Source organism: Streptomyces sp. NPDC001157, assembly GCF_053598255.1.
The window spans coordinates 76,680-102,125 of the sequence record NZ_JBSFJW010000001.1; the positions used below are offsets into that span (position 1 = coordinate 76,680).

Annotated in this window: 19 protein-coding genes; 7 read left to right on the forward strand and 12 right to left on the reverse strand. The window is 70.3% G+C overall.

Annotated features, from left to right (window positions below):
* Positions 1–46: 46 nt before the first annotated feature.
* The gene (locus tag ACWDAG_RS00385) at positions 47–1,291 is read right to left on the reverse strand and encodes an FAD-dependent oxidoreductase (RefSeq protein WP_450693346.1); all 1,245 of its coding nucleotides are present in this window, start codon (positions 1,289–1,291) and stop codon (positions 47–49) included.
* Positions 1,292–1,415: 124 nt separating this feature from the next.
* Between ACWDAG_RS00385 and ACWDAG_RS00390 the strand changes: the two genes are divergently transcribed.
* The 3 genes from ACWDAG_RS00390 to ACWDAG_RS00400 are packed head-to-tail and all read left to right on the forward strand — an operon-like array spanning position 1,416 to position 5,208.
* Positions 1,416–2,813: an exopolysaccharide biosynthesis polyprenyl glycosylphosphotransferase gene (locus ACWDAG_RS00390; RefSeq protein WP_450693347.1), complete on the forward strand. Its 1,398-nt coding sequence runs from the start codon at positions 1,416–1,418 to the stop codon at positions 2,811–2,813.
* Between the two features lie 11 nt (positions 2,814–2,824).
* Positions 2,825–4,045 (forward strand): carboxylate--amine ligase, encoded by a 1,221-nt coding sequence (locus ACWDAG_RS00395; RefSeq protein ID WP_450693348.1) that lies wholly within the window; start codon positions 2,825–2,827, stop codon positions 4,043–4,045.
* Positions 4,042–5,208, forward strand: coding sequence for a glycosyltransferase family 4 protein (locus ACWDAG_RS00400; RefSeq protein ID WP_450693349.1), 1,167 nt, complete (start codon positions 4,042–4,044; stop codon positions 5,206–5,208). Before ACWDAG_RS00395 ends, ACWDAG_RS00400 begins: the two co-directional genes overlap by 4 nt.
* A 27-nt stretch (positions 5,209–5,235) precedes the next feature.
* Here the strand turns inward: ACWDAG_RS00400 and ACWDAG_RS00405 are convergent, their stop codons facing one another.
* Both ACWDAG_RS00405 and ACWDAG_RS00410 read right to left on the reverse strand, forming a co-directional pair.
* Positions 5,236–6,009 (reverse strand): polysaccharide deacetylase family protein, encoded by a 774-nt coding sequence (locus ACWDAG_RS00405; protein WP_450693350.1) that lies wholly within the window; start codon positions 6,007–6,009, stop codon positions 5,236–5,238.
* Positions 6,006–8,159 carry a glycosyltransferase gene (locus tag ACWDAG_RS00410; RefSeq protein ID WP_450693351.1) on the reverse strand — a complete coding sequence of 718 codons (2,154 nt, stop codon included), beginning with the start codon at positions 8,157–8,159 and terminating at the stop codon, positions 6,006–6,008. The genes ACWDAG_RS00405 and ACWDAG_RS00410 overlap by 4 nt, the downstream gene beginning before the upstream one ends.
* Positions 8,160–8,430: 271 nt before the next feature.
* On the opposite strand from ACWDAG_RS00410, the gene ACWDAG_RS00415 reads away from it, so the two are divergent.
* Positions 8,431–9,156: a TetR/AcrR family transcriptional regulator gene (locus tag ACWDAG_RS00415; RefSeq protein ID WP_450693352.1), complete on the forward strand. Its 726-nt coding sequence runs from the start codon at positions 8,431–8,433 to the stop codon at positions 9,154–9,156.
* A 198-nt stretch (positions 9,157–9,354) separates the two neighbouring features.
* Here ACWDAG_RS00415 and ACWDAG_RS00420 read toward each other — a convergent pair whose 3' ends face one another.
* The 7 genes from ACWDAG_RS00420 to ACWDAG_RS00450 form a co-directional block, all read right to left on the reverse strand.
* Positions 9,355–10,653 carry a phospholipase D-like domain-containing protein gene (locus ACWDAG_RS00420; protein WP_450693353.1) on the reverse strand — a complete coding sequence of 433 codons (1,299 nt, stop codon included), beginning with the start codon at positions 10,651–10,653 and terminating at the stop codon, positions 9,355–9,357.
* A 233-nt stretch (positions 10,654–10,886) separates the two neighbouring features.
* Positions 10,887–12,740 (reverse strand): RICIN domain-containing protein, encoded by a 1,854-nt coding sequence (locus ACWDAG_RS00425; protein WP_450693354.1) that lies wholly within the window; start codon positions 12,738–12,740, stop codon positions 10,887–10,889.
* 70 nt (positions 12,741–12,810) lie between these two features.
* The gene (locus tag ACWDAG_RS00430; RefSeq protein ID WP_450693355.1) at positions 12,811–14,547 is read right to left on the reverse strand and encodes an amylo-alpha-1,6-glucosidase; all 1,737 of its coding nucleotides are present in this window, start codon (positions 14,545–14,547) and stop codon (positions 12,811–12,813) included.
* Positions 14,548–14,725: 178 nt separating this feature from the next.
* On the reverse strand, positions 14,726–15,550 hold the full coding sequence (locus ACWDAG_RS00435) for a carbohydrate ABC transporter permease (protein ID WP_450693356.1): 825 nt from the start codon (positions 15,548–15,550) through the stop codon (positions 14,726–14,728).
* Positions 15,547–16,539, reverse strand: coding sequence for a carbohydrate ABC transporter permease (locus ACWDAG_RS00440; RefSeq protein WP_450693357.1), 993 nt, complete (start codon positions 16,537–16,539; stop codon positions 15,547–15,549). Before ACWDAG_RS00440 ends, ACWDAG_RS00435 begins: the two co-directional genes overlap by 4 nt.
* Before the next feature lie 10 nt (positions 16,540–16,549).
* Positions 16,550–17,797: a sugar ABC transporter substrate-binding protein gene (locus ACWDAG_RS00445; protein WP_450693358.1), complete on the reverse strand. Its 1,248-nt coding sequence runs from the start codon at positions 17,795–17,797 to the stop codon at positions 16,550–16,552.
* Positions 17,798–17,982: 185 nt separating this feature from the next.
* A complete protein-coding gene (locus ACWDAG_RS00450; protein ID WP_450693359.1) occupies positions 17,983–18,996 on the reverse strand; it encodes a LacI family DNA-binding transcriptional regulator in 1,014 nt (337 codons plus the stop codon).
* A gap of 404 nt (positions 18,997–19,400) precedes the next feature.
* Here ACWDAG_RS00450 and ACWDAG_RS00455 point away from each other — a divergent pair, with 404 nt between their 5' ends.
* Entirely contained in the window at positions 19,401–23,015 is a 3,615-nt protein-coding gene (locus ACWDAG_RS00455; protein ID WP_450693924.1) for a LamG-like jellyroll fold domain-containing protein, read from the forward strand.
* 434 nt (positions 23,016–23,449) lie between these two features.
* On the forward strand, positions 23,450–24,286 hold the full coding sequence (locus tag ACWDAG_RS00460; RefSeq protein WP_450693360.1) for a class II glutamine amidotransferase: 837 nt from the start codon (positions 23,450–23,452) through the stop codon (positions 24,284–24,286).
* Between the two features lie 44 nt (positions 24,287–24,330).
* Here the strand turns inward: ACWDAG_RS00460 and ACWDAG_RS00465 are convergent, their stop codons facing one another.
* Entirely contained in the window at positions 24,331–24,687 is a 357-nt protein-coding gene (locus ACWDAG_RS00465; RefSeq protein ID WP_450693361.1) for an amphi-Trp domain-containing protein, read from the reverse strand.
* A gap of 181 nt (positions 24,688–24,868) precedes the next feature.
* Positions 24,869–25,120, reverse strand: a complete 252-nt coding sequence (locus ACWDAG_RS00470; protein WP_450693362.1) for a substrate-binding domain-containing protein — start codon at positions 25,118–25,120, stop codon at positions 24,869–24,871.
* Between ACWDAG_RS00470 and ACWDAG_RS00475 the strand changes: the two genes are divergently transcribed.
* Positions 25,107–25,385 carry a hypothetical protein gene (locus ACWDAG_RS00475; RefSeq protein ID WP_450693363.1) on the forward strand — a complete coding sequence of 93 codons (279 nt, stop codon included), beginning with the start codon at positions 25,107–25,109 and terminating at the stop codon, positions 25,383–25,385. The genes ACWDAG_RS00470 and ACWDAG_RS00475 overlap by 14 nt on opposite strands.
* Positions 25,386–25,446 lie beyond the last annotated feature (61 nt).

Consider the following 25,446-nt stretch of genomic DNA (forward strand, 5'->3'; position numbering starts at 1 on the left):
GCCGTGCGGGCCCGGAGTCAACCCGAAGCGCCCGCACGGCGATCGGTCACCCGGACCCGTTGCCTGCCGCCAGTGCGGCACTGATCCGCCTGGCGGTGAATCCCGTGCCGCACACGAATCGCAGCAGCGGCCCGAAAGTGGGGGCGGCGGCCAGTCCCGCGAAGTACAGACCCGGCACCGATGCCTGGAAGTCGGCCGACAGCTGCGGCGCACCGGCCAGCTGGGGCGGCTCGGCGGCGCTCTTGCGCACCGCCCGGCGCAGCTCGGGGCTCAGCAGCTCCATCCTGTCGATGTCGACCAGGTATCCGGTGCCCGCGATGACGTGGTCGGCGTACAGGGTCTCCACGTCTGCGCCCGCATTGCGCACCTTCAGCCGCACGCCGCCGTTCTGACGCGCCGCCGAGTGGAGGCTGCGGCCCGACAGCACCGGGACGGCGCCCTGCACGCGCTCCCGCAGCCACCATGCACCGGAGGGTCCGAGGACCGTACGCAGGAGGTGGGCGCGGATCCGGGCCGGCAGGTGCCGGATGGCGCCGGGCCCGCGGCTGCAGACGACCAGCGGCCATCCGGTGCCCATCACCGCCTCGGGCCACAGCAGGCGGGCGTGCAGCGGGCGGTCCTTCGCCCAGTCGGCCTCGGGCGGAGGACCGAAGGACGGGCGGGTGCGGGCGACCACGGTGGGCTGCGCCCCGGCCTCGTGCAGCAGAGCAGAGGTCTCCAGGGCCGACTGGCCGCCGCCCACCACGACGACGCGCCGGCCGGCGAACACCGACAGGTCCGTGTGGTCCGCCGTGTGGGAGACGAGGCCGTCCTCCCGCAGCCCGGCCAACTCGCGCGGCACGTATGCGAAGGGGTTGACTCCGGTGGCGACGACGACGGCGGGCACGGCGAACTCCTCGCCGGAGGCGAGCGCGACCCGGAAGCGGCCGTCCGGGGGGCGGTCGATGCGGCGCACCGCGGTCCGTTCCAGCTCGGGGGCGCAGTTCTGCTGGAACCAGAGCCCGTAGCGGACGAATTCGGACAGCGGCACCGGCTCCCGCTCGCGGCCCGGGTGGCGTCCCTCCTCGGCGCGGAATTCACCGAGCCCGTGCCCCGCATCGGGGGCGGAGATCGACGAGGAGAACGGGGACGACTTGAGGTACATCTCGCGCGGCATGTGCGAGCGCCAGCCCTCCATCGGTTCGCCGAAGATCCGGTACGGCACCCGGCGGGCCCGGAGGTGAGCGGCGATGGCGAGCCCGTACGGGCCTGCCCCGACGACGGCGACTTTGGCGTCTGCTGAAGGCTTCATGGTGTGCGGGCCCTTCCCATCAGCGACTTCTTGACTATTGCCCGATATGGGGCGTATGTATATATACATCGTAAACATACGAGTTGGGGCAATCAAGACGGGCCAAGAGGTGAGGTAGCGAACCGTGGCCGTCGTAAGCGAAACGACCAGCACCCGACCGGCGAAGAGCGTGGGAAGCACGCGCAGGCGTCGCCGCCGGGGCTCCTCGGTGCCGGTCCTGCTCGCGGTCGACGCCGCAGCCGCGGCCGCCGCCGCGGGCGGCACGTATCTGTTCTTCCACCGCTGGTTCGTCTCGGCCGTGCTCGTCCCGCTGTGGCTCGTGCTTCTGGCGTCACAGCGGGCGTACGCGCCCGACGCCGACGCGGAGTGCGCCCGCCGGGTTCTGCATGCGGCCTGTCTGGCCTCCGCTGTGGCCGGCGTCGCCTGGTGGTTCGCACGGCGCGACGACCTGCTGCACGACGCGTTGTTCGTACTGCCGCTCACTGCCGGGGTGACGCTCGGGCTGCGCCGCCTCCGGCGGGCGAGGACGCGTACGGGCGAAGGCCGGGGCCGTGGTGCCTGCCGAGTACTTGTGCTCGGACCCGCCGAGTCCGCGGCCGAGTTGATCGCCGCTCTGCGCAGAGGGCCGGCCCCCCGGCCGCGGATCGTCGGCGTCTGCCGCACTGGCCCGGCAGCCGCCGGCGGCGACGCCGTGGACCCGCTCAGCACGGTCCGGCGGACCGGCTGTGACACGGTCATCGCGCTGCCCGGCCCCGGCCTGGGCGCCGAACGGCTGCGGCGGCTGTCCTGGGAGCTGCGGGCAGCGGGCGTCGACCTGATGCTGGCGCCGGTCCTCGCCGACGTCACGGCCCGCAGGCTGGTCGTGCGTCCGGTCGCCGGTGTCCCCCTGCTGCAGCTGCGCGCACCCGGGCTTTCCGCGCTGCGCCGCCTCCCCAAAGAGCTGGCCGACCGTCTGCTGGCCCTCCTCGGCATCCTGTTGCTGGCTCCGCTGATGGTGGCCGTCGCCGCCTGGGTACGACTCGACAGCCCGGGACCCGCGCTCTTCCGGGAGCGCAGAATCGGGCGCGACAGCCGGGAGTTCACGCTGTTGAAGTTCCGCACCATGCACCGCGGTGCGGACCGGCGCAAAGCCGAGCTCGCCCATCTCAACCACTACGGCAGCGACCGGTTCTTCAAGATCACCGACGATCCGCGCGTCACCAGGGCGGGGGCGTTCCTGCGCTCGTCCTCACTGGACGAACTGCCGCAGCTGTTCAACGTGGTGGCGGGCCATATGTCCCTCGTCGGTCCGCGGCCGCTGGTGAAGGACGAGGTCGCCGCGCTGAGCGAGGACGGCAGTCACCGCCTTCTGGTGAAGCCGGGAATGAGCGGCCTGTGGCAGGTCAGCGGCCGTTCCTGCCTGCCGACCGAGGAGCGGGACCGGCTCGATGTGAGCTATGTCGAGAACTGGTCGCCCGCCCTGGACCTGTCCATCCTGCTGCGGACCCCGTCCGCGGTCGTGCGCCGCACCGGCGCCTGCTGACAGGAGCCCCCATGAGCGACCAAGTACCGGCACTGCTCGTCAAGTTGGGGCGCTTCCCCCAGCTCCACGGGGGACTCGCGGTCGTGCGCACCCTGGGGCGCATGGGGGTCCCCACGTACGCCATGGTCGAGGACCGTTTCACCCCGGTCGCCCTCTCACGCCATCTCACCGGCCGCTTCGTCCGTCCGACGACCGGCGCGGAGGACCCGTCGGAGCTCGTCTCGACCCTCCTGCAGATCGGTCGGCGGATCGGGCGCCCCACGGTCGCCGTCGCGGAGGGCGACGAGGCCGCCGTGCTGCTGGCGGAGAACGCCGATCACCTGGCCGAATGGTTCGTGCTGCCTCCGGTGCCGCCCGCGCTGCCCCGCAGGCTGGCCAGCAAGGAGGGACTGCACCAGATCTGCCGGGAGCACGGGGTGCCCACCCCCCGGACTCGATCCCCGGTCGACCGGGCCGAGTTGGTCGCGGTGAGCCGTGAGTGGGGTTATCCGGTGGTCCTGAAGGACCGGGAGGCGTTCACCAAGCTGAACGGCTCCGCCATGGGCCACACCACCGTCGTGCACGACGAGGACGAGTTGCTCGCCCGCTGCGGGACGGCCGAGTCGCCCTCCGTCATCGTGCAGGAGTACATCCCCCTCGAGATCGCCGAGGAATGGTTCACCCACCTCTACTGCAGCGCGGGCGGCACACCCCGGCTCGTCTTCACCGGCCACAAGTTCCGCTCCTGGCCGCCTAAGACGGGCCTCACCACCAGAGCCTGGGCCCGCCCCAACACCGCCCTCGCGACGCTCGCCGGCGAGCTGTGCCGTGCGATCGGCTACTGCGGGATCGCCGATCTCGACTGGCGCTTCGACCGGCGCGACGGCCGCTACAAGCTGGTGGACTTCAACCCGCGGTTCGGACAGCAGTTCCGCCTCTTCAGCACCGCGCGGGGACTGGACGTGGTCCGCGCGCTGCATCTCGACCTGACCGGCCGGCCTGTCCCGGAGGGGCCGCAGATCCACGGCCGGGGCTTCATCGTCGGCAATCTGGATGCGGTGTCGGCCACGGTGACCGCCTGGCGCGACCGCCGGCTTCCGGCGGCACTGCCACGGCACAACCTCGAACGGGCCTGGCTGAGTCGGGACGACCCGGTGCCCGCGGTCGCCGAGGCGGTGCGCTTCAGCGGCACCGTGGCACGGCGGGTCACCAAACCGCTGCGGGTGCTGGCGCAGAAAGGCGCGGCGCCGTGAGGCGCACCATCCTGCACCTCGCGCAGTCGAACGAGGCCGGCGTCGCCCGAGTGGTCACGGACCTGGCCGCCGGGCAGTGCGCGCGGGGAGACCTGGTGGTCGTGGCCTGCCCGATCGCCGGCACACTGCCCCGGACCGCCGCGCGGTGCGGGGCCCGAGTGGTGCGGTGGGACGCCGTACGCTCCCCCGGCCCGGCACTCTGGCACGAAGTGGCCGGAGTGCAGCGCATCGTGGACATGGTGGGTCCGGACGTGGTGCACCTGCACAGCGCCAAGGCGGGTCTCGCGGGCCGCATGGCGATACGCGGGCGCCTTCCCACCGTCTACCAGCCGCATGCCTGGTCCTTCGACGCCGTGTCCGCCACCCTGCGCACGGCCACCGTGCGGTGGGAGAGGGCGGGGGCGCGCTGGGCTCACCAGGTGGTGTGCGTCAGCGAGGGCGAGCGCGCCCACGGGACGGCCGCCGGCATCCGGTGCCGGTACACCGTCGTACGCAATGGGGTGGACCTCGAGTGGCTCGGGCCACCGGAAGCCTCTGCTCGCGAGGCCGCGCGGCGCCGACTCGGGGTCGGCGCCAACGGGCCGCTGGCCGTGTGCGTGGCGCGGCTGTGCCGGCAGAAGGGGCAGGACGTGCTGCTCGACGCCTGGGCCGAGGTCGAGGAGCGGATACCGCAGGCGCGACTGGTTCTCGTCGGAGGCGGGCCGGACCGGACCGTCCTTGCGGCGCGGGCCTCGTCGACCGTCCACTTCGCCGGAGCCGTCGCCGACCCGCGCGACTGGTATCTCGCGGCTGATCTCGTGGTTCTGGCCTCCCGCTGGGAAGCGGGAATGGCGCTCGCCCCCATGGAGGCCATGGCCTGCGCCCGCCCCGTCGTCGTCACCGATGTGCCGGGCGCGCGGGAGTTCCTCCCGCCCCGTCATGTGCCGTACTCCGTCGTGCCGTTGGAGGAACCTGGTGCGCTCGCGGCCGCGGTGGCCCGCCTGCTGGCCGATCCCGCGACCAGCCGTGCACTCGGCGCTGAGGCGCAGGCACATGTCCGCCGCCACCACGATGTGCGGCAGGTCGTCGAGCGCATGTACACCGTGTACGACGATGCCCGCCGCGTCTGGGCCGCGGGCCCGCACGGGCCGGACCGTGCGAGGTCCGACGCCTGGCACACATGAAGATGATTCCGGCACACATGAAGATGATCAAGGCCGCTGGGCGCAGCCGAGCAGTGAGTGCAGGGCCGGGCGCAGCATGGGCACCGCCCCGGACATCCGGCGGACGGCGGGATAGCCCCGCCAGGTCTTCAGCCGGAAGCTCGCGTCGACCTCGGTGGCGTTGATGTCGACACGCGGGACGGCATAGCGCCCGGCGGCGTCGTGCACGCTGAACGCGATCTCGAAGCCGGCTGCGGCCACCGCGCCGCGGGCGGCGGCGTCGTGCGTCCCGTAGGGGTAGGCGAAGGCGCGGGCGCGTCTGCCGGTGACGGCGGCCAGCGCCTCCGCCGCATCCACCAGGTTGCGGGCCAGGGTCCCGGGGTCGGCGTTCGCCAGGTCGCTGTGGTCCCATCCGTGGCATTCGACGTCCAGCCCCGCATCGGCCAGCGCGCGCAGTCCGTCGGCGTCCAGCAGCGGCTCGTCCGGCATCTCGGCCATCCATGCGGAGGTGCCCCCGAGCACACCGCTGAGCACAAAGGCGGTGGCGGGGAACCCCAGGCTGCGCAGGACCGGCAGCCCCTCGTCCACCAGGCCCTGATAGCCGTCGTCGAACGTCACCAGCACGCTGCGCCCGGGGAAGTCACCGCGCAGATACCGGTCGAGCGTCAAGGGGGTCCACCCCCGGTGGAGGAGGCCTCGCAGTTGCCGGTGCAGAGTGTCCGGCGGGACGAACAGGCAGAAGGGGTCCCGGCGGGCGGGCCGGCTGCCGACGCCGTGGTACATCAGCACGAGCGCCCGCCTGGCCGTACCGGCGTGATTCATCGTGAACCCCCCGGATCCGGATCGTCGGCGGGGGCGCCGCCCGCTCTGACCCGAGCGGCCAGTCCGCGCCCCGCCCCGGCCGCCTTGGCGAGGTCGCGCACGGCTGCGGCGAAGGGGACGAGGGGCAGCGCCGTCCAGTGGCGCCGGCGGACGGCCCGGATGAGCGGCAGCGACACATAGGCCGCGAACGCGGTGGTCGCGACGGACCGGGCGCGCGGGCCCGCCGCCACCGAGGCGAGGGCGCCGGCGTAGGCCAGCGCCCGGGCCGTGTCCCGTCCCCACAGGCGCGGGTCCGCCGACCGTCCGTCGCCCTCGCCGTATCGGAAGTACATCGCCACTGTCTGACGCAGCGTCGGCCGCTGCTCCCAGCTCACCTCGGCGGAGGTGGCCAGGATCGCCCGGTGGCCGGCCCCGAACACGGCGCGGCCGAAGAGCACGTCCTCCGCGGTCCGCAGATGTTCGGGGAAACCCCCGGCGTCCTGCCAGGCGGCGCGGGAGAAGGCCATGGAACGCCCGGTGGGCATGGTCGCGTCGAGTCCCCGGCCGAAGAGCCGCAGGTACACGCGGGTCCAGGGGCCCGGATGGCGGGCCTCCTCGGGCACCGGATAGCTCACCGCCGACATGGCACGAGCCGCTGCTCCGTGACCGTCCGCCCGGTAGACGCCGGTGATCAGGTCCGCCGCGACGGGCTCAGCCGCCGCCGCGCGCAGCCGCTCCAGCCAGTCCGGGGCGGGGTAGCAGCCCGCGTCGGTGCAGGCGATCAGCTCATTGCGCGCTGCTTTCACACCGGCGTTGCGGCCGGCCGATATGCCCGCGCCGGGGAGCCGGTGCAGGCTGATCCGGGCGTCCTTCGCCGTCCACGCCTCGACCCGCTCGGCCGTGTCGTCGCTCGAGCCGCCGTCGACGACGACGATCTCGTCGCCGTCCTGGGCCAGTTGGGGAGCCAGCAGGCCGAGCAGCCGGTCGATCACGGCGGCCTCATTGAGCACGGTGGTCACCACGGAGACCGGAGCGGTCGCGGTCAGCCCCGCACCGGGCAGCCGGGCGGTCTCCGACAGGATCTGCGCCAGGCGTGCGGCGCACTCGGCCGGGCCCGGATGTGCAGCGGTCAGCCGCTGCCCCACCGTGCCCATGGTGAGGCGGGTGTCGGGGTCCGCCAATCGCCGCAGCGCGAGGCCCACTTGCGTGGGGTCGCCGGGCGGAACGGCGACCCCGGCGGGTGCCGCACCCGGCTGCGCGACCCGGTCGGCCACGGGTCCCGGTGTGGCGATCACCGGGACGGCGGAGCGCATCGCTTCCAGTGCGACTGCGCCGAACCCTTCCGGATGGGGCATGGCCGGGGTGGGCTTGGTCAGGACCGCGACCGCGTCGGCGCCGGGGATGCTCCGCCAGGCGTCCTCGATCCAGCCGGTGAAGTCGACGCGGTCGCCCACGCCGAGGTCGGCGGCCAACTGCGAGAGCCGGCGGCGCTCGTCCGGTTCGGCCGGATCATCGCCCCCGATGGCGACCAGACGCCAGCACTCGCCGCCCGGCTTCGCCAGGGCCTCGATCGCATCGTCCACGCCTTTGTTGGCGACCAGACGGCTGAGGGTGAGCAGCAGCGGGGTGTCGTGGCCATTGAGTCGTACGCCCTGTCGTACCAGATTCTCCCGGGCGGCCTCGCGCGGCAGCGCGGTGCCCTCCGGCGCGGGGAACGGTACGAGGACGGCTCGGGGGTGCCGTGAGGCGACGACCAGTCCGTCCGCCGTCGCCACGCAGTCGTCGATGAGCGCGGCCAGGAGCTTCATCAGACGGGGGTGGGTGTAGTCGTGCTTGGCCCACACGCAGCGCACTCCGGTGAGCCAGGTGGCCGGGCCGCACACGCACGCCGCCTTGATCCCGTTGGCGAGGACCACGTCCGGCGGGTTCGCCCGCAGGCGGCGCGCGAACCATGCCGCGGAGGCCCCGACCGCCGCTCCGGTCCGGCCCGTGCGGTGTGTGACGCAGGGGATGCCGCGGCGGCGGAACTCCTTGCCCAGCGGCCCCTCCCCGAGCATGACCGCGTCCACGTCCAGCCGGTCGGTGGCGTCGAGGAGCGCCAGCAGCCAGAGTTCGGCGCCGCCGAGGATTCCGGCGGTCGTGACCACCGTGACGCGCAGTGGACGGTTCATTTGGCCCTCCTCGATGAGGACGTCCTGCGGGGAAATCGCAGGATCGCGGCGCCGGTCTGCCGCGGACCACCGGACGGCAGACCAGCGCCGGCCAGGGGATTCACGGCAGCTGTCTACGTATATTTACGATGTATGCGTACAGACTAGGACGAAACCGACACGCGGTCAAGGCGCGAGGCTCACCCTGTGTCCGAGTAGCATCCGTGTTTACGTCGTATGCGGATGCCGTAGCCCGCGCAGGGGCTGCGGTCACAGCACGAGGAGACGCGGAATGGCGACCGACTCGGAACCGAGCCCCAGGCGGCGCGCCAGCGACCGCGGCCGCTACGGCAGGCTCAACCGTGAGCGGGTACTGGCCTCCGCCCTGGCACTCGTGGACCGCGAAGGCCTCTCGGCGTTGAGCATGCGCCGGCTGGGAGCGGAACTCGGCGTCGAGGCGATGGCGCTCTACCGGTACGCGTCGAGCAAGGACGCGCTCCTCGACGGCCTGGTCGAGGCGCTCTATCTCGAGCTGGAGGAACGCCTGACCGCCGAGACGGACGCCGCGGCCGAGGCGCCGTCGTGGCGAGCCGAACTCCACCGCATCGCCCGCGCCACCTACGACGTCTGCCTCGCCCACCCCCAGGCGGTCCCGCTGCTCACCACCCGCATGCTCGCCGTCCCGCTCGCGCGTCGCCCGCTCGCCGTGCTCAAGGACCATGAGAGGGTGCTCGCGCTGCTCAGGGAGGCCGGGCTCGACGACGCCGGTACGGCCGCTCTCTTCCGGGCCTTCACGGCCTGGCTGCTGGGCTATGTGTCCGTGGAGCTGCGGCCGATGGTGGACAACCCCGACGAGCAGGACCCCGCGTTCCGCCTCGGCCTGCACCGCATGCCGCCCCAGGAGCTGCCCGGACTCCGGGAGGCGGCCCCCGCCCTCACCGAGCCGGGCGGACCGGAGGGCCTGGCCGCGGGCCTGGACGCGCTGCTCGACCGGTTCGGGAAGAGCGCCGGGGCGTAGGCCCGCGCAGGCACCGCCCGCTCCGTATTCTTCGACGGTGGCTGAGACCGAGCTGATGCGGCTCCCCGACATGCCGTTGCACGATCCGTTCGTCGTCGCCGACAGGACACACCCCCGACGGATCACTCCTCATGCTGTGGTCGACGTACGAGAAGCGACGGCGGTGGATGATCGCCGAGAAGGCAGCAGCCGGGCCCGTCAACCCCCGCAGGCTGAGCGGATCTTGTAGAACGTGCTCAGATACTTCGCGTGGTACGACGCACTGACGATCCGCACGATCGCCTCGTCGGCCGAACGCAGCGACGACCCCGCCAGATTGGCACTGCCCGTGTAGACGCGCGGGGTGATGTCGCCGCCGTAGTCGCCGTCGATCAGGATCTCCTTGTTGTGCGGACGGACGTCGATCCCCGGGCCGTTGGGGATGCGGCATCTGCGGTGCTGGATGCCGGCGGCGGTCAGCTTGTTGGTGATCTTGGAGTCGGTCTCGGCGTAGATGATGTCGATCCAGCAGCCCCTGCCGCGCAGTTGGGCCAGCTTGTCGGCGACCTGGACGCGCGAACCGTAGAAGGCGTGCATCACGATGCGGATGTCGGTCTGGTGCCGTTTCCCGTCCGTACCGGTGTAGGCGCAGCTGACCTCGTTCAGCGCGTTGACGATGGTGTCGGTGGCCGGGTTGTTGTACGAGGCGTCGCCGCGCGGGAAGAAGAAGGCCCGGTAGGTAGAGCCGGTCGGGGTGGAGAAGTACACGTGGTTGTTGCCGCCTGCGAGGTAGCGCCCGGCGCGCTGCTTCTCGTGATACGACGCGTAACCGTCGTACACGGTGGGGTTCACGAAGGTCACGGCGTCGTTGAAGGACTCGACCTTGTACCAGTCGGAGAGGTTCGAGGAGGTCTGGAAGACGACCTTCGAGTAGCTGGTGCCGTCGTCGAAGGGCCCGATCCTGGAGAAGATGAAGTACTTGTTGTGGTTGTACGCCGGTGCGGGCGGGGCGACGCTCAGGCAGCCGCGCACGACGTCGTCCACGCCGTCGTCGTCCTCGAATTTGTCGTCGCAGACGACGATCCAGGAGCGCGCGGCGTCATTGTTTCCGAGGCCGGCCTTGAGGGCCCGGTACACCGGGTTGTCGTACGCGACGCCTGCGGCGCCCTCATAGGTCGACTCGTCGACGATGAGCTTGACGTTGACGCCGCGCTGGTCGGCAGCGAGCAACGCGTCGGCGACCTCCTGGTCCTGGAACTCGTACATCGAACCGCGGATCGTCGCACCGGCGGGCGTCGCGTCGATCAGCCGGACGAGCTGGGTGAAGATCGCCTTCTGCTGGTCCGGTGTGCCCAGCGGGTCGTTGAACACGGGTCCGTTGATGACCGGCTTGGTCAGTGCGGCGGCCGGTGCCGCACTGCCGACGAGGAGAGCAGCCACCAGATACAGCACGACGGCGACGAGCCGCAGCGCACGGAGCGGACGGATCGGGGGCGGGACCGCAGTCGAACGGGTCATCTTCGCCTTCCTCGAGGTGAGTGCACGAGCGTTTCAGGCGTGACCAGCTCAGTCGGATCACGGCGGCAGGACAATCACCTTGCGTCGTATGAGCCCGGCCGGCGGCGGGAGATCAGCCGTTCGGAGCAGTCGGTGTGCACCACGAGTGGTGCGCGACCGCCTCGGCGCCGTGCGCACAGCACGCGTGGCCGTCCGGCGGCGACACCGGACGGCCACACGTCTGAGAGGAGCCGTCAGCTCTTGCCGACGAGCCGCCAGATCTGGTTCTTCTTGCTGCTCAGTGCGCTCGCCGGGTCACAGGTCCACTGGTGGATCACCGCGCCGGGTGTGGTCGAGACGTTGCTGACGTCGACGCACTTGCCGCTGTGGGCGGCGACCAGCTGGTAGTCCTTGCCGTTGCCGAGCGCGGTGACGGGGTTAAGGGTGAACTGCTGGTTGGTGGCGCCGTTGCAGGTGTACTGGATGACGGCCGCCCCGTCGGCCGTGGAGGCCCCGGAGACGTCGAGGCACTTGCCGCTCAGCTCGTTGACCACCGTGTACGTGTTCGCCTTGCCGCTGACCGGCTTGAGGTCGAGCATCTGCTGGTAGCCGCCCTCGCAGAGGTACTGCTGGTACTGAGTGCCGTTGGCGGTGCTCAGGTTGGTGTCGTCCAGGCACTGGCCGCTGTTCTCGCTGACCGCGACCGTCGAGATGGCCGTGTTGGACGGCGGGAGCAGGGTGACCGTGTAGCCGTCCTTGGCGTTCGACCAGGGGACGCTCACCGAGGCCGCATTGTTGTTGACGTTCAGGGTCGTGTCGGAGATCGTCTCCGGGCCGGCCACCGCGGAGCCGTTGTTGTACGGGACGCGCTGGACGACCGCGCGGACCTTGCCGCTCTCCACCACCGACGTGGCGTTCAGGCCGGTGAGGTTGACGGTGACGTTGCCGGTGTTGCCGTTGCTGCCGAGCAGGACCTTGGCATTCTTGGCGGCGTTGTCCTTGGTGGCGAGTCCGTCGGTGCTGCTGCCCGGAATGAGGTTGACGATGTTGCCGGTCTGCGAGCCGTAGTAGCGGTACATGAACCACTCACCCAGCGGCAGGTAGCGGCCGGAGCTGTCCTTGGTGAGCAGGTTGGCCTCGTCGTCGTGCAGGTTCGTGCCGGAGGCCCAGTTGCCGCGCAGGCCGTCGGCGCCGGCACGCTCCAGACGGCCGATGAACCAGGCGCCGCCGCCCGGGGACTGCATGGGCAGGGTGGCGTACTCGTTGATCTGGTAGGGGCGGGTGTTGGTCAACCCGGCTGCGGAGAGTGTGGAGTTGGCGCGGCCGACGTCGGTGGCCGGGTCGCCGGGCTCGTCGTGCCAGCTGTAGATGTCCGGGGCGACGTTGTTGGCCTTCACGTAGTTCAGGTATGTGGTCCACCAGGTGTTGGACGAGTTCGGCTGACGCGCGATGCTGGGCCCGACGATCAGCTGGCCGGGGAACGCCGCCCGCACCCGGGCGTAGAACCGCGACCACATCTGCAGGTACTGCGCCTGCGACGGCTTCCAGAAGCCGGCGCCGTCGGGCTCGTTCCAGAGGTCCCACTCGACCGTCATGTTGTTGGCTTTGACGTCGTTGATCAGCTGGGTGACGAAATTGTCGAACTGCGTCCAGTCACCGTTGTCACCGGGGAAGGCCTGGTTGGTGGTGCCGTCGGCACCCCACAGGTCGTGCGGCAGCAGCACGAAGGTCCCGCCGAGGGCCGCGGTGCGCTTGTACTGGGCGAGGGTCGAGTTCCAGCGGGTCTGGTAGTCGGCGAGGCTGGTGGCATAGCCGCCGCTGTTGAGCTGGGCGCCGCCGGCCCGCATGAAGTGCCACTTGATGTCCTTGAAGAAGTGGTCCTGCGGGAGTGAGCCGTTCGGCGTCATGCCGTAGATCATTCCGGAGGCGTGGTACGTCGGTGCGCCACCGGCAGTGGCGAAGTCGACGGTGACGCTGGTGTCCGCGGCTTGGGAGGGGGCGGCCGGCACCAGGGTCGAGGCCAGAGCGGCCATGAGGACGGCGACGGAGGAGAACGCTCGGCGTCTGGTGCGGGTCGTGGATCTGGGAGGGGTTGTGGGTGACTTCATTGTGCGGCTCCTGGGGGGAGGAGAATGACCGGGGCCCGTACGGCCCCGGGGCTTCGCGGGAGGCGGCCGCTCAGCGGCTCTCTCGGTGTGCGTGTGCTTCGGCCAGCAGGAGGTAGCTGCTGGCGGTCCAGGTGTAGGCGCGGTCACGCAGGCCCGTTCCGGTGAGGGCGTCGAAGTTCTCGGCGAAGCCGTGGGTCTCGCACAGGGCGCGGAAACGGGCGCTGATGTCGTCCGCGAGCCGGTGGTGGCCGCCGCGGCGCAGGCCGTCCTCGACGAGGACGGTGGCGGGGGCCCAGATCGGGCCGCGCCAGTAGCCGTCGGCGAGGTAGTGCGGCGAGGTGGTCAGTTCGGTGGCCAGGCCGTACGGCGTGAGGTGGGCCTTGATGTGGTCGGCCAGCGCGCTGCTGACCTCGGCGGGCAGGTGCTCGCCCAGCACGACGGGCATCAGGTCGAGGAGGCCGGCGCTGCTCCAGGTGTCCCCGCTGACGGCTCCCCGGGCGACGAACCGTTCGCCGGTCCAGAGCTGGTCGAGCAGCGCCGTCTGAGTCTCCTCGGCCGCGGCCGTCCACCGGCGCGCCGCATCCGTATCGCCCAACTCCCCTGCCAAGTCGGCGAGTTCACGCAACTGAAGCACGAGGAAGGCGGCCAGGTCGGCGGTGACGACCACTCGCTCCGGGTCGAAGGTGGTGGCGTTGTCCCAGCCGCTGTCGTTGCCGTGCTGGTAGTAGGGCAGTTCGGCTCCGGGGGCTCGTCGTGCGATGAGCCAGAAGTTCGTCCAGCGCTCCAACCGGGCGTACACCTCAGCCAGTTGAGACCGGTCGGGAGGTGTCGGCACGCGGCGGCGCAGGTGGCCGAAGGCCCAGCCGTGGATGGGGGGCTTGACGAAGTTGTACAGGACCTCGGAATGGGTGACCGAGTCGGGCAGGGCGCCACTGCCGTCCTGGTGGTCGAAGGGCAGCGCGAACTGGTCCATGGCCAGTTCGGGACGACCGGGCGCCAGAGCAAGGGCGTTGAAGCAGTGGTCCCAGCTCCACACCTTGTCCATCCAGTGCTTGGACATCAGCACCGCGGGCCGGGTGACCAGGCCCGTGGGCCCTACGGTCGCCGACCAGACGACGTAGGCGGCAAGTTCGGCGGCCGGCGTGGCGGACGAGCGCCAGGGAGCCACCGCGTCGACGAACTCGGCGAACCCGCCCCGTGCGCTCGCCACGATCTCGTCGAAGGTCGCCGAGACCGCGAACGGCGACCGGGCGGTGTCGAGTTCCTCGACCGCGATCTCCCAACCGCCGCCGTCCCCCTCGGAGACGACGACACCGCGCTCGGCGCTGCCCAGGGCCTGGGCTCCGGCTGCCTCGGCGAGGGTGCCGGAGAGCACGGTGACGCGGTAGCGGCGGCCGGTCTCGTACGACGTGAAGACGTGCGCGCCCGCCGCCGGGTCGTGGAAGAAGTACGTACCGCTGAACGGGGTCAACGCCTGCGCGGCGGCAAAGACGCCGAAGCCCAGGCCGCTCCCCCGCAGCCGTACGGTGTCCGGCGACTCGTAGGCGAGGTCGACACGCCCGCTCTCACCGGTCCAGCTGAGCAGGCCCGGAGTCGCCTCGACGCGGGTCTCGGCGCGAACGCCGTTCTCCGGGTTCAGAGGGACCAGGCGCAGGACGCCGTGCATACCGTTCTGGTGCGAGACGAGGTGGAGATCCTCGGCGTAGGTCTTCTCCGCGATCACGGGCGAGATGTCGAACCAGGATCCATAAGTACTGAACGGAATGTCATGGACGGAAAAAGCCGGGCCGGTTCGGGCGGCTGTCATGATGACGTGACTCGTTTCTGAAGCAGGGGCGACAACGGGGGGTCCGAGCAGGTCCCGGGGGCACAGCGCCCCGAAAGGGGCGCGGGACTGTTTCTGATGTGCGGCTACCGCCGCGCGGGCGCGACCAGCCACGACGAAGCCGCAGACATCCGATGGCAATCCCGGCAGTGAGCGCGGCTCAGTCCTTGACGGCGCCGGCGGTGACGCCGGCGGCGACGTAGCGCTGGGCGAGGACGAGGATCACCGTGGCGGGCAGGGAGGCCACGACGGCGGTGGCCATGATGGCGTTCCACTGCTGGTTGTTGTTGCCGATGTAGTGGTAGATGCCGAGGGTGATCGGCTCGTGGGCGCCGCCGTTGGCGAGGGTGCTGGCGAAGATGAAGTCGGACCAGGACCAGAGGAAGGCGAACAGGGACACCGTGACGACGGCGTTGCGGCTCATCGGCAGCACGACGGACCAGAAGGTGCGCAGGGCCATCGCGCCGTCCATCTGGGCGGCCTGGAGGAGTTCGCCGGGGATGCCGGACATGAACGCCGTGAAGATCAGGACCGCGAACGGGACGGCCAGGGTCGAGTCGGCGACGATCAGGCCGGGAACGGACTGCAGCAGCCCGAGCTGGAGGTAGACGGCGTAGAAGCCCATCGCCATGATGATGCCGGGGATCATCTGCGCGGCCAGCAGCACGAAGCTGAGGATGCCGCCGCCGCGCGGGCGCAGCTTGGCCAGCGCGTAGCCGGCGGGGGCGGACAGCAGCACGGTCAGCAGGACGGTGCCCAGGCCGATCACGAGGCTGGTGCCGAGGTAGGGCAACTGCTCATCGAGGACGGTGCGGTAGCCGGCCAGGGTGCCGTGCAGCGGCAGCAGGTCCGGTGGGCTCTTGCGCATGTCCTGGTCGCGGGTCAGGGACACGTTGAGCATCCAGTACACCGGGAAGAGCATGATCGCGGTCAGCACGACGCCGATCGTGGTCTTCCCCCACGTACGCCTGCGGCTTCGGCTCATGACAGGGCCTGCTTTCTCTGCACCCGGACGTAGACCAGCCCGAAGACGAGCGCGGCGACGACGAGCAGGTTGCCGACGGCGGCACCCGGGCCGAAGGCCGGCAGGAGGTTGCCGAAGCCGAGCTGGTAGGACCAGGTGGCGAAGGTGGTGGAGGAGTCGGCCGGGCCGCCCTTGGTCATGATCCAGATGATGTCGAAGACCTTGAGGGTGTAGACCAGCCCCAGGAGCAGGGTGATCGCGGAGACTGGGCGCAGCAGCGGGAAGGTGATGCTCCAGAACCTGCGCCAGGCACCCGCCCCGTCCAGCGCGGCGGCCTCGTACAGGCCGGCCGGGATGGACTGCAGACCGCTGTAGAGCACGACCAGGTTGAACGGGACGCCGATCCAGATGTTCGCGATGATGACCGAGGTCAGTGACCAGGACGGAGAGGTCAGCCAGTTCACGGGGTCGATGCCGACGGCGTGCAGGGCGGCGTTGACGATGCCGGAGTCGGTGTTGAGCATCCATGACCAGGTGGACGCCGACACGATCAGCGGCAGCAGCCACGGTACGAGGAACAGGGCGCGCAGGGTCGCCGACAGCCGGAAGTGCTGGTTGAAGAAGACCGCGAGGGCGAGCCCGATGGCGTACTGGAAGACCAGGCAGACGGCGGTGAAGAGGGCGGTGTGCAGCAGGGCCGGGGCGAAGGTCGGGTTGTCGAAGACCGTGCGGTAGTTGGCGAGGCCGGTGAAAGGTGCGTCGCCCTGGACGAAGGAGCGGACGGTGTAGTCGCGCAGGCTCAGGTCGATGTTGCGGTAGAGCGGATAGGCGTAGAAGAGGGCCAGGTAGAGGGTCACCGGGGCGAGGAATCCCCAGGCGGCCCACTGCTGGGAGTTCGGGCGGCGCCGGGCCGAGGCGCGGGCCGGGTCCGAGGCGGCGGCGGCCGCCCCGTTCCGGTCGTCCGCGGGCCGGTGGTCCGGCGCACGGGTCGTCTGCTTCAGCTGCTTCATCGGGCTCATGTCACTTGGCCGCGGCCTGCGCCGAACTCAGTGCGTCCTTGGGCGACTTGGAGCCGCTGAGGGCGGACTGGACCGCCTTCCACATCTGCTCGGAGATCTTGGGGTACTTGGTGCCCAGGTCGTCACTGGTGCGGCCCTTGGCGGCCTTGACGGCGTCGACCCACGGCTTCAGGTCGGCGTTCGCGGCCACCTGCTTGGCCTGGACCTCGCTGGTGGGGGCCACGTAGGACAGGGTGGTGTCGGTGTTGTAGAGGTTGTCGCCGCTGGTCAGGCAGGTCACCAGCTTCTGGGAGGTGGCGTAGCGACCGGAGTCCTTCTGGGCCGGGACGGTCACGAACTCACCGCCGGTCGGGGCCGCCGCGCTGCCGCCCGTGGCTGCGGGGATGGGCAGGACGCCGTAGTCGAAACCGGCCTTCTTGGCATTGGCGAGCTGCCAGGTGCCGTTCTCGCTGAACGCGTAGTCGCCGCCGGCGAACTCCTGCCAGCTGGTGGTCTGGGTGTTGTTGAGCACGGAGTTCGGGGCGTAGCCCTGCTTCAGCCAGTCCTTCCACAGGGACAGCGCCGACACGGCCTGGGAGGAGTCGAGTTCGGTGAGCTTGGCACCCGAGCCCCAGAACCAGGGCAGGAACTGGAAGCTGCCCTCCTCGGTGCCGATCGCCGAGAAGGTGATGCCCTTCTTGCCGGCCTTCTTGACCTTCGCCAGCGCCGCCGTCAGCGACGTCCAGTCCTTGACCGAGGCGACGTCCACGCCGGCCGTCTTCAGCACCTTCTTGTTGTAGTAGAGGGCCAGGGTGTTGGCGCCGATGGGAGTGCCGTAGGTCTTGCCGCCCGACTGGCCGGCCGCGAGCAGGTTGGGATCGACCTTCGAGGTGTCGAGCTTGTTGTCGTCGGTCGTGGTGAGCACGCCCGCCTCGGCCAGGGTGGACACCACCGGGTTGTCGACGATGAGGACGTCCGGCGAGTTGCCCTGCTGCGCCGCCAGCAGTGTCTTGTTGCCCAGGTCGCTGGTGTCGAAGGCGGTCCGCTTGACCTTCACTCCGGCCTTGGTGCCGCACTGGTCCAGCAGCTTCGCCCAGTCCGAGGTCTTGTCGAACTGCGGGTACGGGTCCCAGATGGTGTACGTGCCGCCGCCGGCGCCCTTGGTGTCGGTGCTGTCCGAGCCGGAGGAGCAGGCGGTGGCGGAGACGGCCACGGCGAGCGCGGTCACGGCTGCGGCGGTCAGACGGCGCTGTCTGGAGGAGCTGTTCATGGCGAGGGTTCCTTTGGTCTGGGCATGCGGGTGCCGAGGGCACGGCTGGGTGAGGGCATGGGTGGTGACTGATGACTGCCTGTCCTGGCGGGGCGAGGACAAGCGGGCACGACGGACGGCGCGCTGTCGAGCGGTGCGAACGGCCGGTGAAGTGAGGTGAGTTGAGGAGTACTGGGCGGGTGGGGTCAGACCGCCGTACCGGGCCCGGTGCTGGCCCGCAGGGAGATCGGCGGGGCGAGGAGATGGTGGCGGGGCGGTGCGTCGGGATGGTCGAGCCGCTCCACCAGCAGGTCGACGGCGCGTCGGCCCATCTCCTCCGCCGGTACGTCGGCCGCGGTGAGCCGCGGGGTCACCGTCTCCGCCCAGCGGCTGGCGACGACCCCGGTGACGGAGAAGTCGCGCGGCACATGGCGGCCGGCCTGGGCGAGCCCCCGGTAGAGACCGCCGAGAGCGGCCTCGTTCAGGGTGACCAGGGCGGTGGTGGCGGGGTCGTCGTGCAGGATCTGCTCCAGGCAGGCCTGCCCGGCTGCCGCGTCGTCCCCGCAGCAGTACGTCCGCACGGTCAGACCGCGTTCGGCCGCGGCCTTGGTGAAGCCGTCCAGGCCGCGGTGCGCCGACTCGTACCCGGCCCGCAGCAGCTGCGCGGGACGGTTGACGAAGGCGACCCGGCGGTGGCCGAGGTCCGCCAGGTGGTGGACGCACGCCGCCGCCAGCGCGGTGTGGTCCAGGCCGACCCACCAGCCGCCTTCCGGGTGGGCGGTACGGCCGATGGCGACGGAGGGGAAGTCCAGCTCGGCCAGGTGGTCGACCCGGTCGTCCTCAAGTCTGATCTCCATCAGGATCGCGCCGTCGACCCGCCGCTCCCCCAGCAGCCGCTGGAACGAGCGGTCGCTGTCGACGCCGCTGGGTGAGAGCAGTACGTCGTAGTCGTAGGCCGCGGCGGCCTCCACCACGCTGCCGATGAAGTCGAGCTGCATGCCGGTGTAGTGGTTGCCGGCGGGCGGGAAGACGAGGCCGATGGTGTTGGTGCGGCCGTTGGCGAGGGCGCGCGCGCTGGCGTTCGGGCGGTAGCCGAGCTCGTCGATGACCTGCTGGATCTTCCGGCGGGTGTCGTCGGAGACCGGGCGCTTGCCGCTCAGTGCGTAGGAGACGGTGCTCCGCGAGACACCGGCGCGGCGGGCGATCTCTCCGATGTTCACGGGCGGCTCCTTGCTCGAAATCCTGCTCGAACCTGCTCGAACCGGTTCGACTTCTCGGTGGAGAGCGTACTCGCAAGCCGGGCATCGAACCGGTTCGCGTGAAGTGAAGGTAGGAACCTGACCGGACGCCTGTCAACACCCCTGACAACACTGCTGCGCCCGCCAGAAGGTCCGGATTTGTTGGGGCGGGAGGGATTGCTGGCCGGGATTCCCGGTGCTAGCTTCCCCGAACCGGTTCGATGACCGTCGGAGCCGCCGTTTCCGCCAGCTGCACGCGCCCTCTCGCATGTGCAGCATGGCAATCGAACCGGTTCGACGCATGCCGATACGCCGATACACAAGGATTGAGGACGCAATCCATGCCATCCGCTGACAGATCCGCCCGGCGCCGATCCCCGGCCGCCATGGTGCTGGCTCTCGGTGCGGGCCTGCTGGCCGCACCGGCCGTCCCCGCGCAGGCAGCCGATACGCCCCAGCCCGCCGCCCACTACACCTTCGACCAGGACGACCTCTCCTCCGGCCGGATCACCGACAGCTCCGGCAACGGGCTGACGGCGACCCTGGTCAACGGTTCCACCGCACAGTCCGTCGCCGGCTCGGACGGCGGCAGGGCGCTGTCCCTGCCCGGCGGGGCACCCACCTCGGACGGCGCGTACGTCCGCCTCCCCCGCGAAGTGCTCGCCGACGCAAGCGACTTGACCGTCTCGGCCCGCGTGAAGTGGAGCGGCGACAAATCGGCCTGGCAGCGGATCTTCGACCTGGGTACCGACACCACCAAGTACCTGTTTACGACGCCGTACAACGGCAGTGTGCTGCGTACCGCGGTGACGACCGGCGGCGGGGGCGCGGAGGCACAGGTCTCCGGATACGCGCCGCTGCCCTCCGACGGCTGGCGGACCGTCACCGTCACCCTCGACACCGCCGCCCACCGCGTCACCACCTACCTCGACGGCGTGGCGGTCTCCTCCGCCGCGACGAACGTCAAAGCCAAGGATCTGCTGGACGGTTCGGCCACCGCGGCCGGCTACATCGGCAAGTCCTTCCACCCTGACCCGCTGCTCAAGGGCGCGGTCGACGACTTCACGGTCTGGCACTCGGCGCTCACCGCCGAGCAGGTCGCCGGTACGGTCGGCACCCTTCCCACCCTCGATCACCTCTCGCAGACGTCCTTCGAGGTCCGTACGACGACCGGGACGGCCCCCTCCCTGCCCACCGCCGTCCGCTCCGCCTTCTCCGACGGCTACGACCGCGACACGCCGGTCACCTGGGACGCCGTACCGGCCGAGAAGTACGCACAGCCGGGCACCTTCGCGGTGGCCGGAACAGCCGCCGGACGCGCGGTGCAGGCGACCGTCACCGTGGTCCGCGAGGGCGCCCTGACCGTCGACCTCGGCTCGGACACCGGCAGGTTCCACGGCGGCGCCTCCGGCACCCTCTACGGCGTGTACGGACCGGACGTCCCCACCAACAACCTCATCGAGGGCATGGGCCTGCGCACGGTCTCCACCAAGGCGCAGGACGGCCCGCAGCACCCCGGCGCCGACGCACTGGACGTGGTCAGGCCGCTGGCCGACTCCACCGACGGCGACGTCTACATCTACATGACGGACATCCACCGAGGCTTCCCGTACGAGTGGCCCGGGGACACCCCCGCGGAGAAGCTCAAGCTCTATGAGCAGAAGATCGCCAAGCAGGTCGACCAGGTCCTGCAGCTGCCCAAGCAGTACCAGGACAACATCGTCTTCGTGCCGTTCAACGAGCCCGAGGGCAACATGTTCGGCACCGGCGAGTGGAGCTACGACAAGGTCAGCTGGCTGAGCGACCCCAAGGACTACTTCGCCGCCTGGGACTCCGCCTACAAGCTCATCAAAGGCAAGATGCCGGACGCCCGGATAGCCGGTCCCAACACCAGCATCCTGTACGACCAGGTGAAGGGCTTCCTCACGCACACCCTGGCCGCCGGCACCCTCCCGGACGTCATCACCTGGCACGAGCTGAGCCACCCGGAGGCGGTCCGCGAGAGCGTCGCCAAGTACCGGGCGTGGGAGAAGGACCTCTTCAAGGGAACCGCCCGCGAAGGAACCCAACTCCCCGTCAACATCAACGAGTACGCCTTCAACTACCACACCTCGGTCCCCGGCCAGATGATCCAGTGGGTGTCCGCGATCGAGGAGTCCAAGGTGGACGCCGACATCGCGTACTGGAACATCGACGGCAACCTCTCCGACTCGGCGGTGCAGTCGGGCCGCGGCAACGGCCAGTGGTGGCTGCTGCACTCGTACGCCTCGATGAGCGGGCACACCGTGAAGGTGACCCCGCCTTTCCCGGGCCAGAACTACACCATGCAGGGCGTGGCCACCCTCGACGAGAAGAAGAAGCAGGCGCGGCTGATCTTCGGCGGGTCGACCGGCAAGGGCCACATCACCTTCGCGGGCATCCCCAGGACGGTCTTCGGGGACCAGGTCCACGCCTGGGTGCGGGAGATCGACTGGAGCGGGCAGGTCGGCGACAACTCCGGCCCGAAGCTGCTGACCGAGACGAACCTGAAGGTCGGTGACGACGGGACGGCCGTCGTGGACTTCGGCGACGGCACGCTGCCGAAGCTGAAGGAGTCCTCGGCGTACGAGATCGTCCTCAGCCCGGCCGGCAAGGCGAAGGGCACGCGGTCCGCGCCCGTGCGCTGGCAGGGCTCGTACGAGGCGGAGGACGCAGCCCACACCGGGTCCGGTTACTCGAAGAACGGCCCGGAGGGTTCCACGAGCGACGTGTCGAAGTTCTACACCTCCGGCGGCTACGACGTCGGCGGCCTGCGGACCGGTTCGGATGTGACGCTCGGCTTCGCCGTGGACGTCCCCGAGGACGGCACATACGACCTGAGTGTCTTCGCCAACTCCCTCAACACCTTCGACAAGGTGAAGGAGCAGGGCCCCACCAACGTGTTCCTGCGGGTGGACGGCCAGGCGGACAGCGAGCAGGAGTTGTACCTGCCGCTCGGCTACAAGTGGGTCGTGTGGGACCACACCGACACCAAGGTGCATCTCACCAAGGGCAGGCACACCCTGACGCTCGCCGCGAAGAGCCTGGACGGCAGGCGCGCCACCAAGGGCGACGCCATCGTCGACCGCCTCACCCTGTCCCTGCCGTCCGCGTCGGCGGCCACCGAGGTCTACGAGGCCGAACTCGCCTGGCTGGGCGGCGGGGCGCGCCCCGTCTACGACCTGCCGAAGCAGGCCGGAAGCCCGGCCACGGGCTCGGGCGCGGCCCGGCTCGCGAAGGGCCAGACGGCCACGTTCTGGGTCTACTCCCCCGCCGACCGCGAGGCCACCCTCGACGTCAACGTGCTCGGCGGCGCGGACGCACGGCTGTCGGTCAACGGGCACGACGTCCTGCACCTGACCAAGGCCAGGCAGAAGGTCGCCGTCTCTCTCTCGGGCGGCATCAACAAGGTGACGCTGACCGGGAGTTCGACCGCGACCCTGGTCGACCGGCTGACGGTCACGCCCACGGACGGCACGCTCAAGGCCCGTACGTACGAGGCGCAGGACGCCAAGCTCGCGGGCTCGGCCACGCTGACCCCGCTGCCGCTGGCGACCGACGGTACGGCGATCACCGGCATCGGCGGCAATCCGGGGAACGGCAACACGGCGACGTTCACGGTAGCCGCGGACCAGGCCGGCCTGTACGCGCTGCGCATCCGATACTCGAACCCCGAACAGTCCGAGGCCACCCACTACAACCCGGACCCGCTGGCCCGCCACGCCGACATCACCGTCAACGGCGGCACGATGCAGCGCGTCGGCTTCCCGCACAGCTTCCACCAGGACAACTTCTGGGAACTGACCGTCCCGGTCCAGCTGCAGAAGGGACAGAACACGATCACCTTCCGCTCCGAGGAGCTGCCGAACTTCGACGGCACGACCTACGCCGCGGACACCTTCCCGGGAGTGCTGCTCCGCTCCCGCTACGCGCCGCTGATCGACCGGATCGTCGTGGCGCCGTATGCGCGGGAGGTGCGATGAGTTAGCCGCCGACGCCGCAGGCAGGCAGGGGTTTGGTTCCGCCACGGGGGGCGGAACCAGGCCCCTGCTGCTTCCGGTGCCGTGGCGGGTGACGTTGTGGGCGCCCGAAGCGGGTGCGGGAGGCGTCGCCGCGGGTGGACAGCCAGGGACTGGGTCCATCACCCCGTGCTCAGAGCGGTGGCCGACCGGTCCACGCCCGCATGGCGACGCGCGCTGAGGGAGGCGAAAATGAGATCGGGACAAGAGCCACCCGATCATCGGAGACGGCGTCGCCGCCAGTGCGGGGGTCGCCGACCTTCCCCAGTGCGCTCGCGCCGAGAGAGCAGTGGGGCGCTGCAGCCAGGTGACCGGCGGACTCGTTGAAAACTCCGGGCGCCGTGAGCGGGACATCAGGGCATTCCCGCAGGTGCAGCCAGGAACACAGGTGATCGCTCATGTGCCGATGGCTCGCTTACTCGGGAACACCCCTGCTTCTCGACACCATCCTCTACAGACCGGCCCACTCGCTGATCGATCAGAGCCTCCACTCCAAACTGGGTGTGGAGACGACGAACGGCGACGGTTTCGGCATCGGATGGTATTCGCAGGAGAGTATCGACACCCCTGCCCTGTTCAGGGACGTCGGCCCGGCCTGGAACAACCGCAATCTGAGGGAGATCGCGGATCATGTGCGCTCCCCGCTGTTCTTCGCCCACATACGGGCGACGACCGGCACGGCGGTTCAGCAGACGAACTGCCACCCGTTCCGGCACGGCCGCTGGATGTGGATGCACAACGGCGTCATCACGGGTTTCCACCTCATGCGCCGCGAGTTGACGTTGCTCGTCGACCCCGGGCTGTACCCCGACATCGAAGGAACGACCGACTCGGAGGTGATGTTCTACCTGGCGCTCACCTTCGGCCTGGACCAGGACCCCCCGGGCGCTGTGTCGCGGATGGTGGGAGTGGTGGAGCGCAGCGGCCGCGACCACGGTGTGGAGTTCCCAGTGCAGATGACGATCGGCGTGACCGACGGCGAACGCGTCTGGGCCTTCCGCTACTCGAGCCAGGGCGCGTCCCGGTCCTTGTTCTACAGCACTCGCGTGGACGCACTGCGCAAGCTGCACCCCGATGCGGCTTTCCTGGACGAAGTGTCCGACGAGACCCGCCTCATCGTTTCCGAACCTCTCGGCGACCTGCCTGGCGCCTGGAACGAGGTGCCGGAGAGCAGCTACGGCGTCGTGGAGGCCGGGGCCGACGAGTTGTATCCCTTCGTGCCGGAACCTGCGTGATGCGTCGACCGCTTCTCATCAGCCCCAGGGCCCCGGGGCACCACTCATGCCGTTCTTGTGGCGGACCGCTTCGCGCTCCTGCTGGTGCCGCTCCGACCGGGCTTGGCGGGCGCGGTCCTCCTCCTCGTGGCCGTCTCTGTGTCTGCGGCCGTCTGCGACGGCGCTGTCCGGGTCGATGCGGTCGGCCACTTGAACTCGATCTCCAGCTCGACCTCCCCGTTGCCGACCTCGACTTCCACCTCGCTGCGAAGGTCCTCGGGAATCCGCAGGCTCAGCGTCGCGGGGCCGAGTTCCAGTTCGGCATCCCCGCCTTCTCTCAGCGCAGCCGCAAGTGCAGTCAGCTGGTCAGCCGCCTCGATACGGGACAGCGAGCTCTTCTGCTCGAACTTGAGATCCTTCATGGATGCCTCCGGTCAGGACAAACAGGGCATAACGCCAATTCTGCGGCCTTACGCGGGATCGGACATCCTCACAGCCTGACGAAGAGCCGACACTCGTGTCACCGGCTGCCGAGCCGGGTCGATCCAGCGGATGATCTCGGTCATCACCGGGCCGGGCACGGCTGCAACGTAGAGCCACGGATCACGAGGCTGGTGGGGATGATGCGCGAGGGGCGGCCTTCGGCGATCCGCGCACGTGGTCCAGCAGCGGTCGCGCCGCCGCCTCGCCCATTTCCCGCATGTGCCGGCGGATCGTGGTCGGTGCCGGACAGGTGTACGAGGCCATCTCGATGCCGTCGAAGCCCACCACGGCCACACCCTGTGGAACCCAGAGACCGGCCTCGTGCAGGGCGGCGAGCACGCCGACCGCCGAGGGGTCCTTGTGCGCAAACACCGAGACCGCGGATGGCGCTCCGTCGACCGATCTCGATCCCGGCTTCCGCGCAGACATCGACGAAGCCGCCCAGCCGTTCCCGAGTACACCCGAACGTCTCGGGGCCGGTCAGCACCGGCGGACGACGGCGCCCGATCTCCAGCAGGTGCCGCGCGGCCTGCTCACCTCCCTCCCGGGCGGTGCCGCCCCGGGCGAAGGCGTCGATGCCGGTGCTGGAGGGGTCGGGGAACTGGTCGGCGAGGACGTGTCCGCCGGAGTGAAGTGACGCGCCCCAGGGCCGCGCGCCGAACGGCCGGGAACGGCTTACGGCATACGGCTCCTCGGCG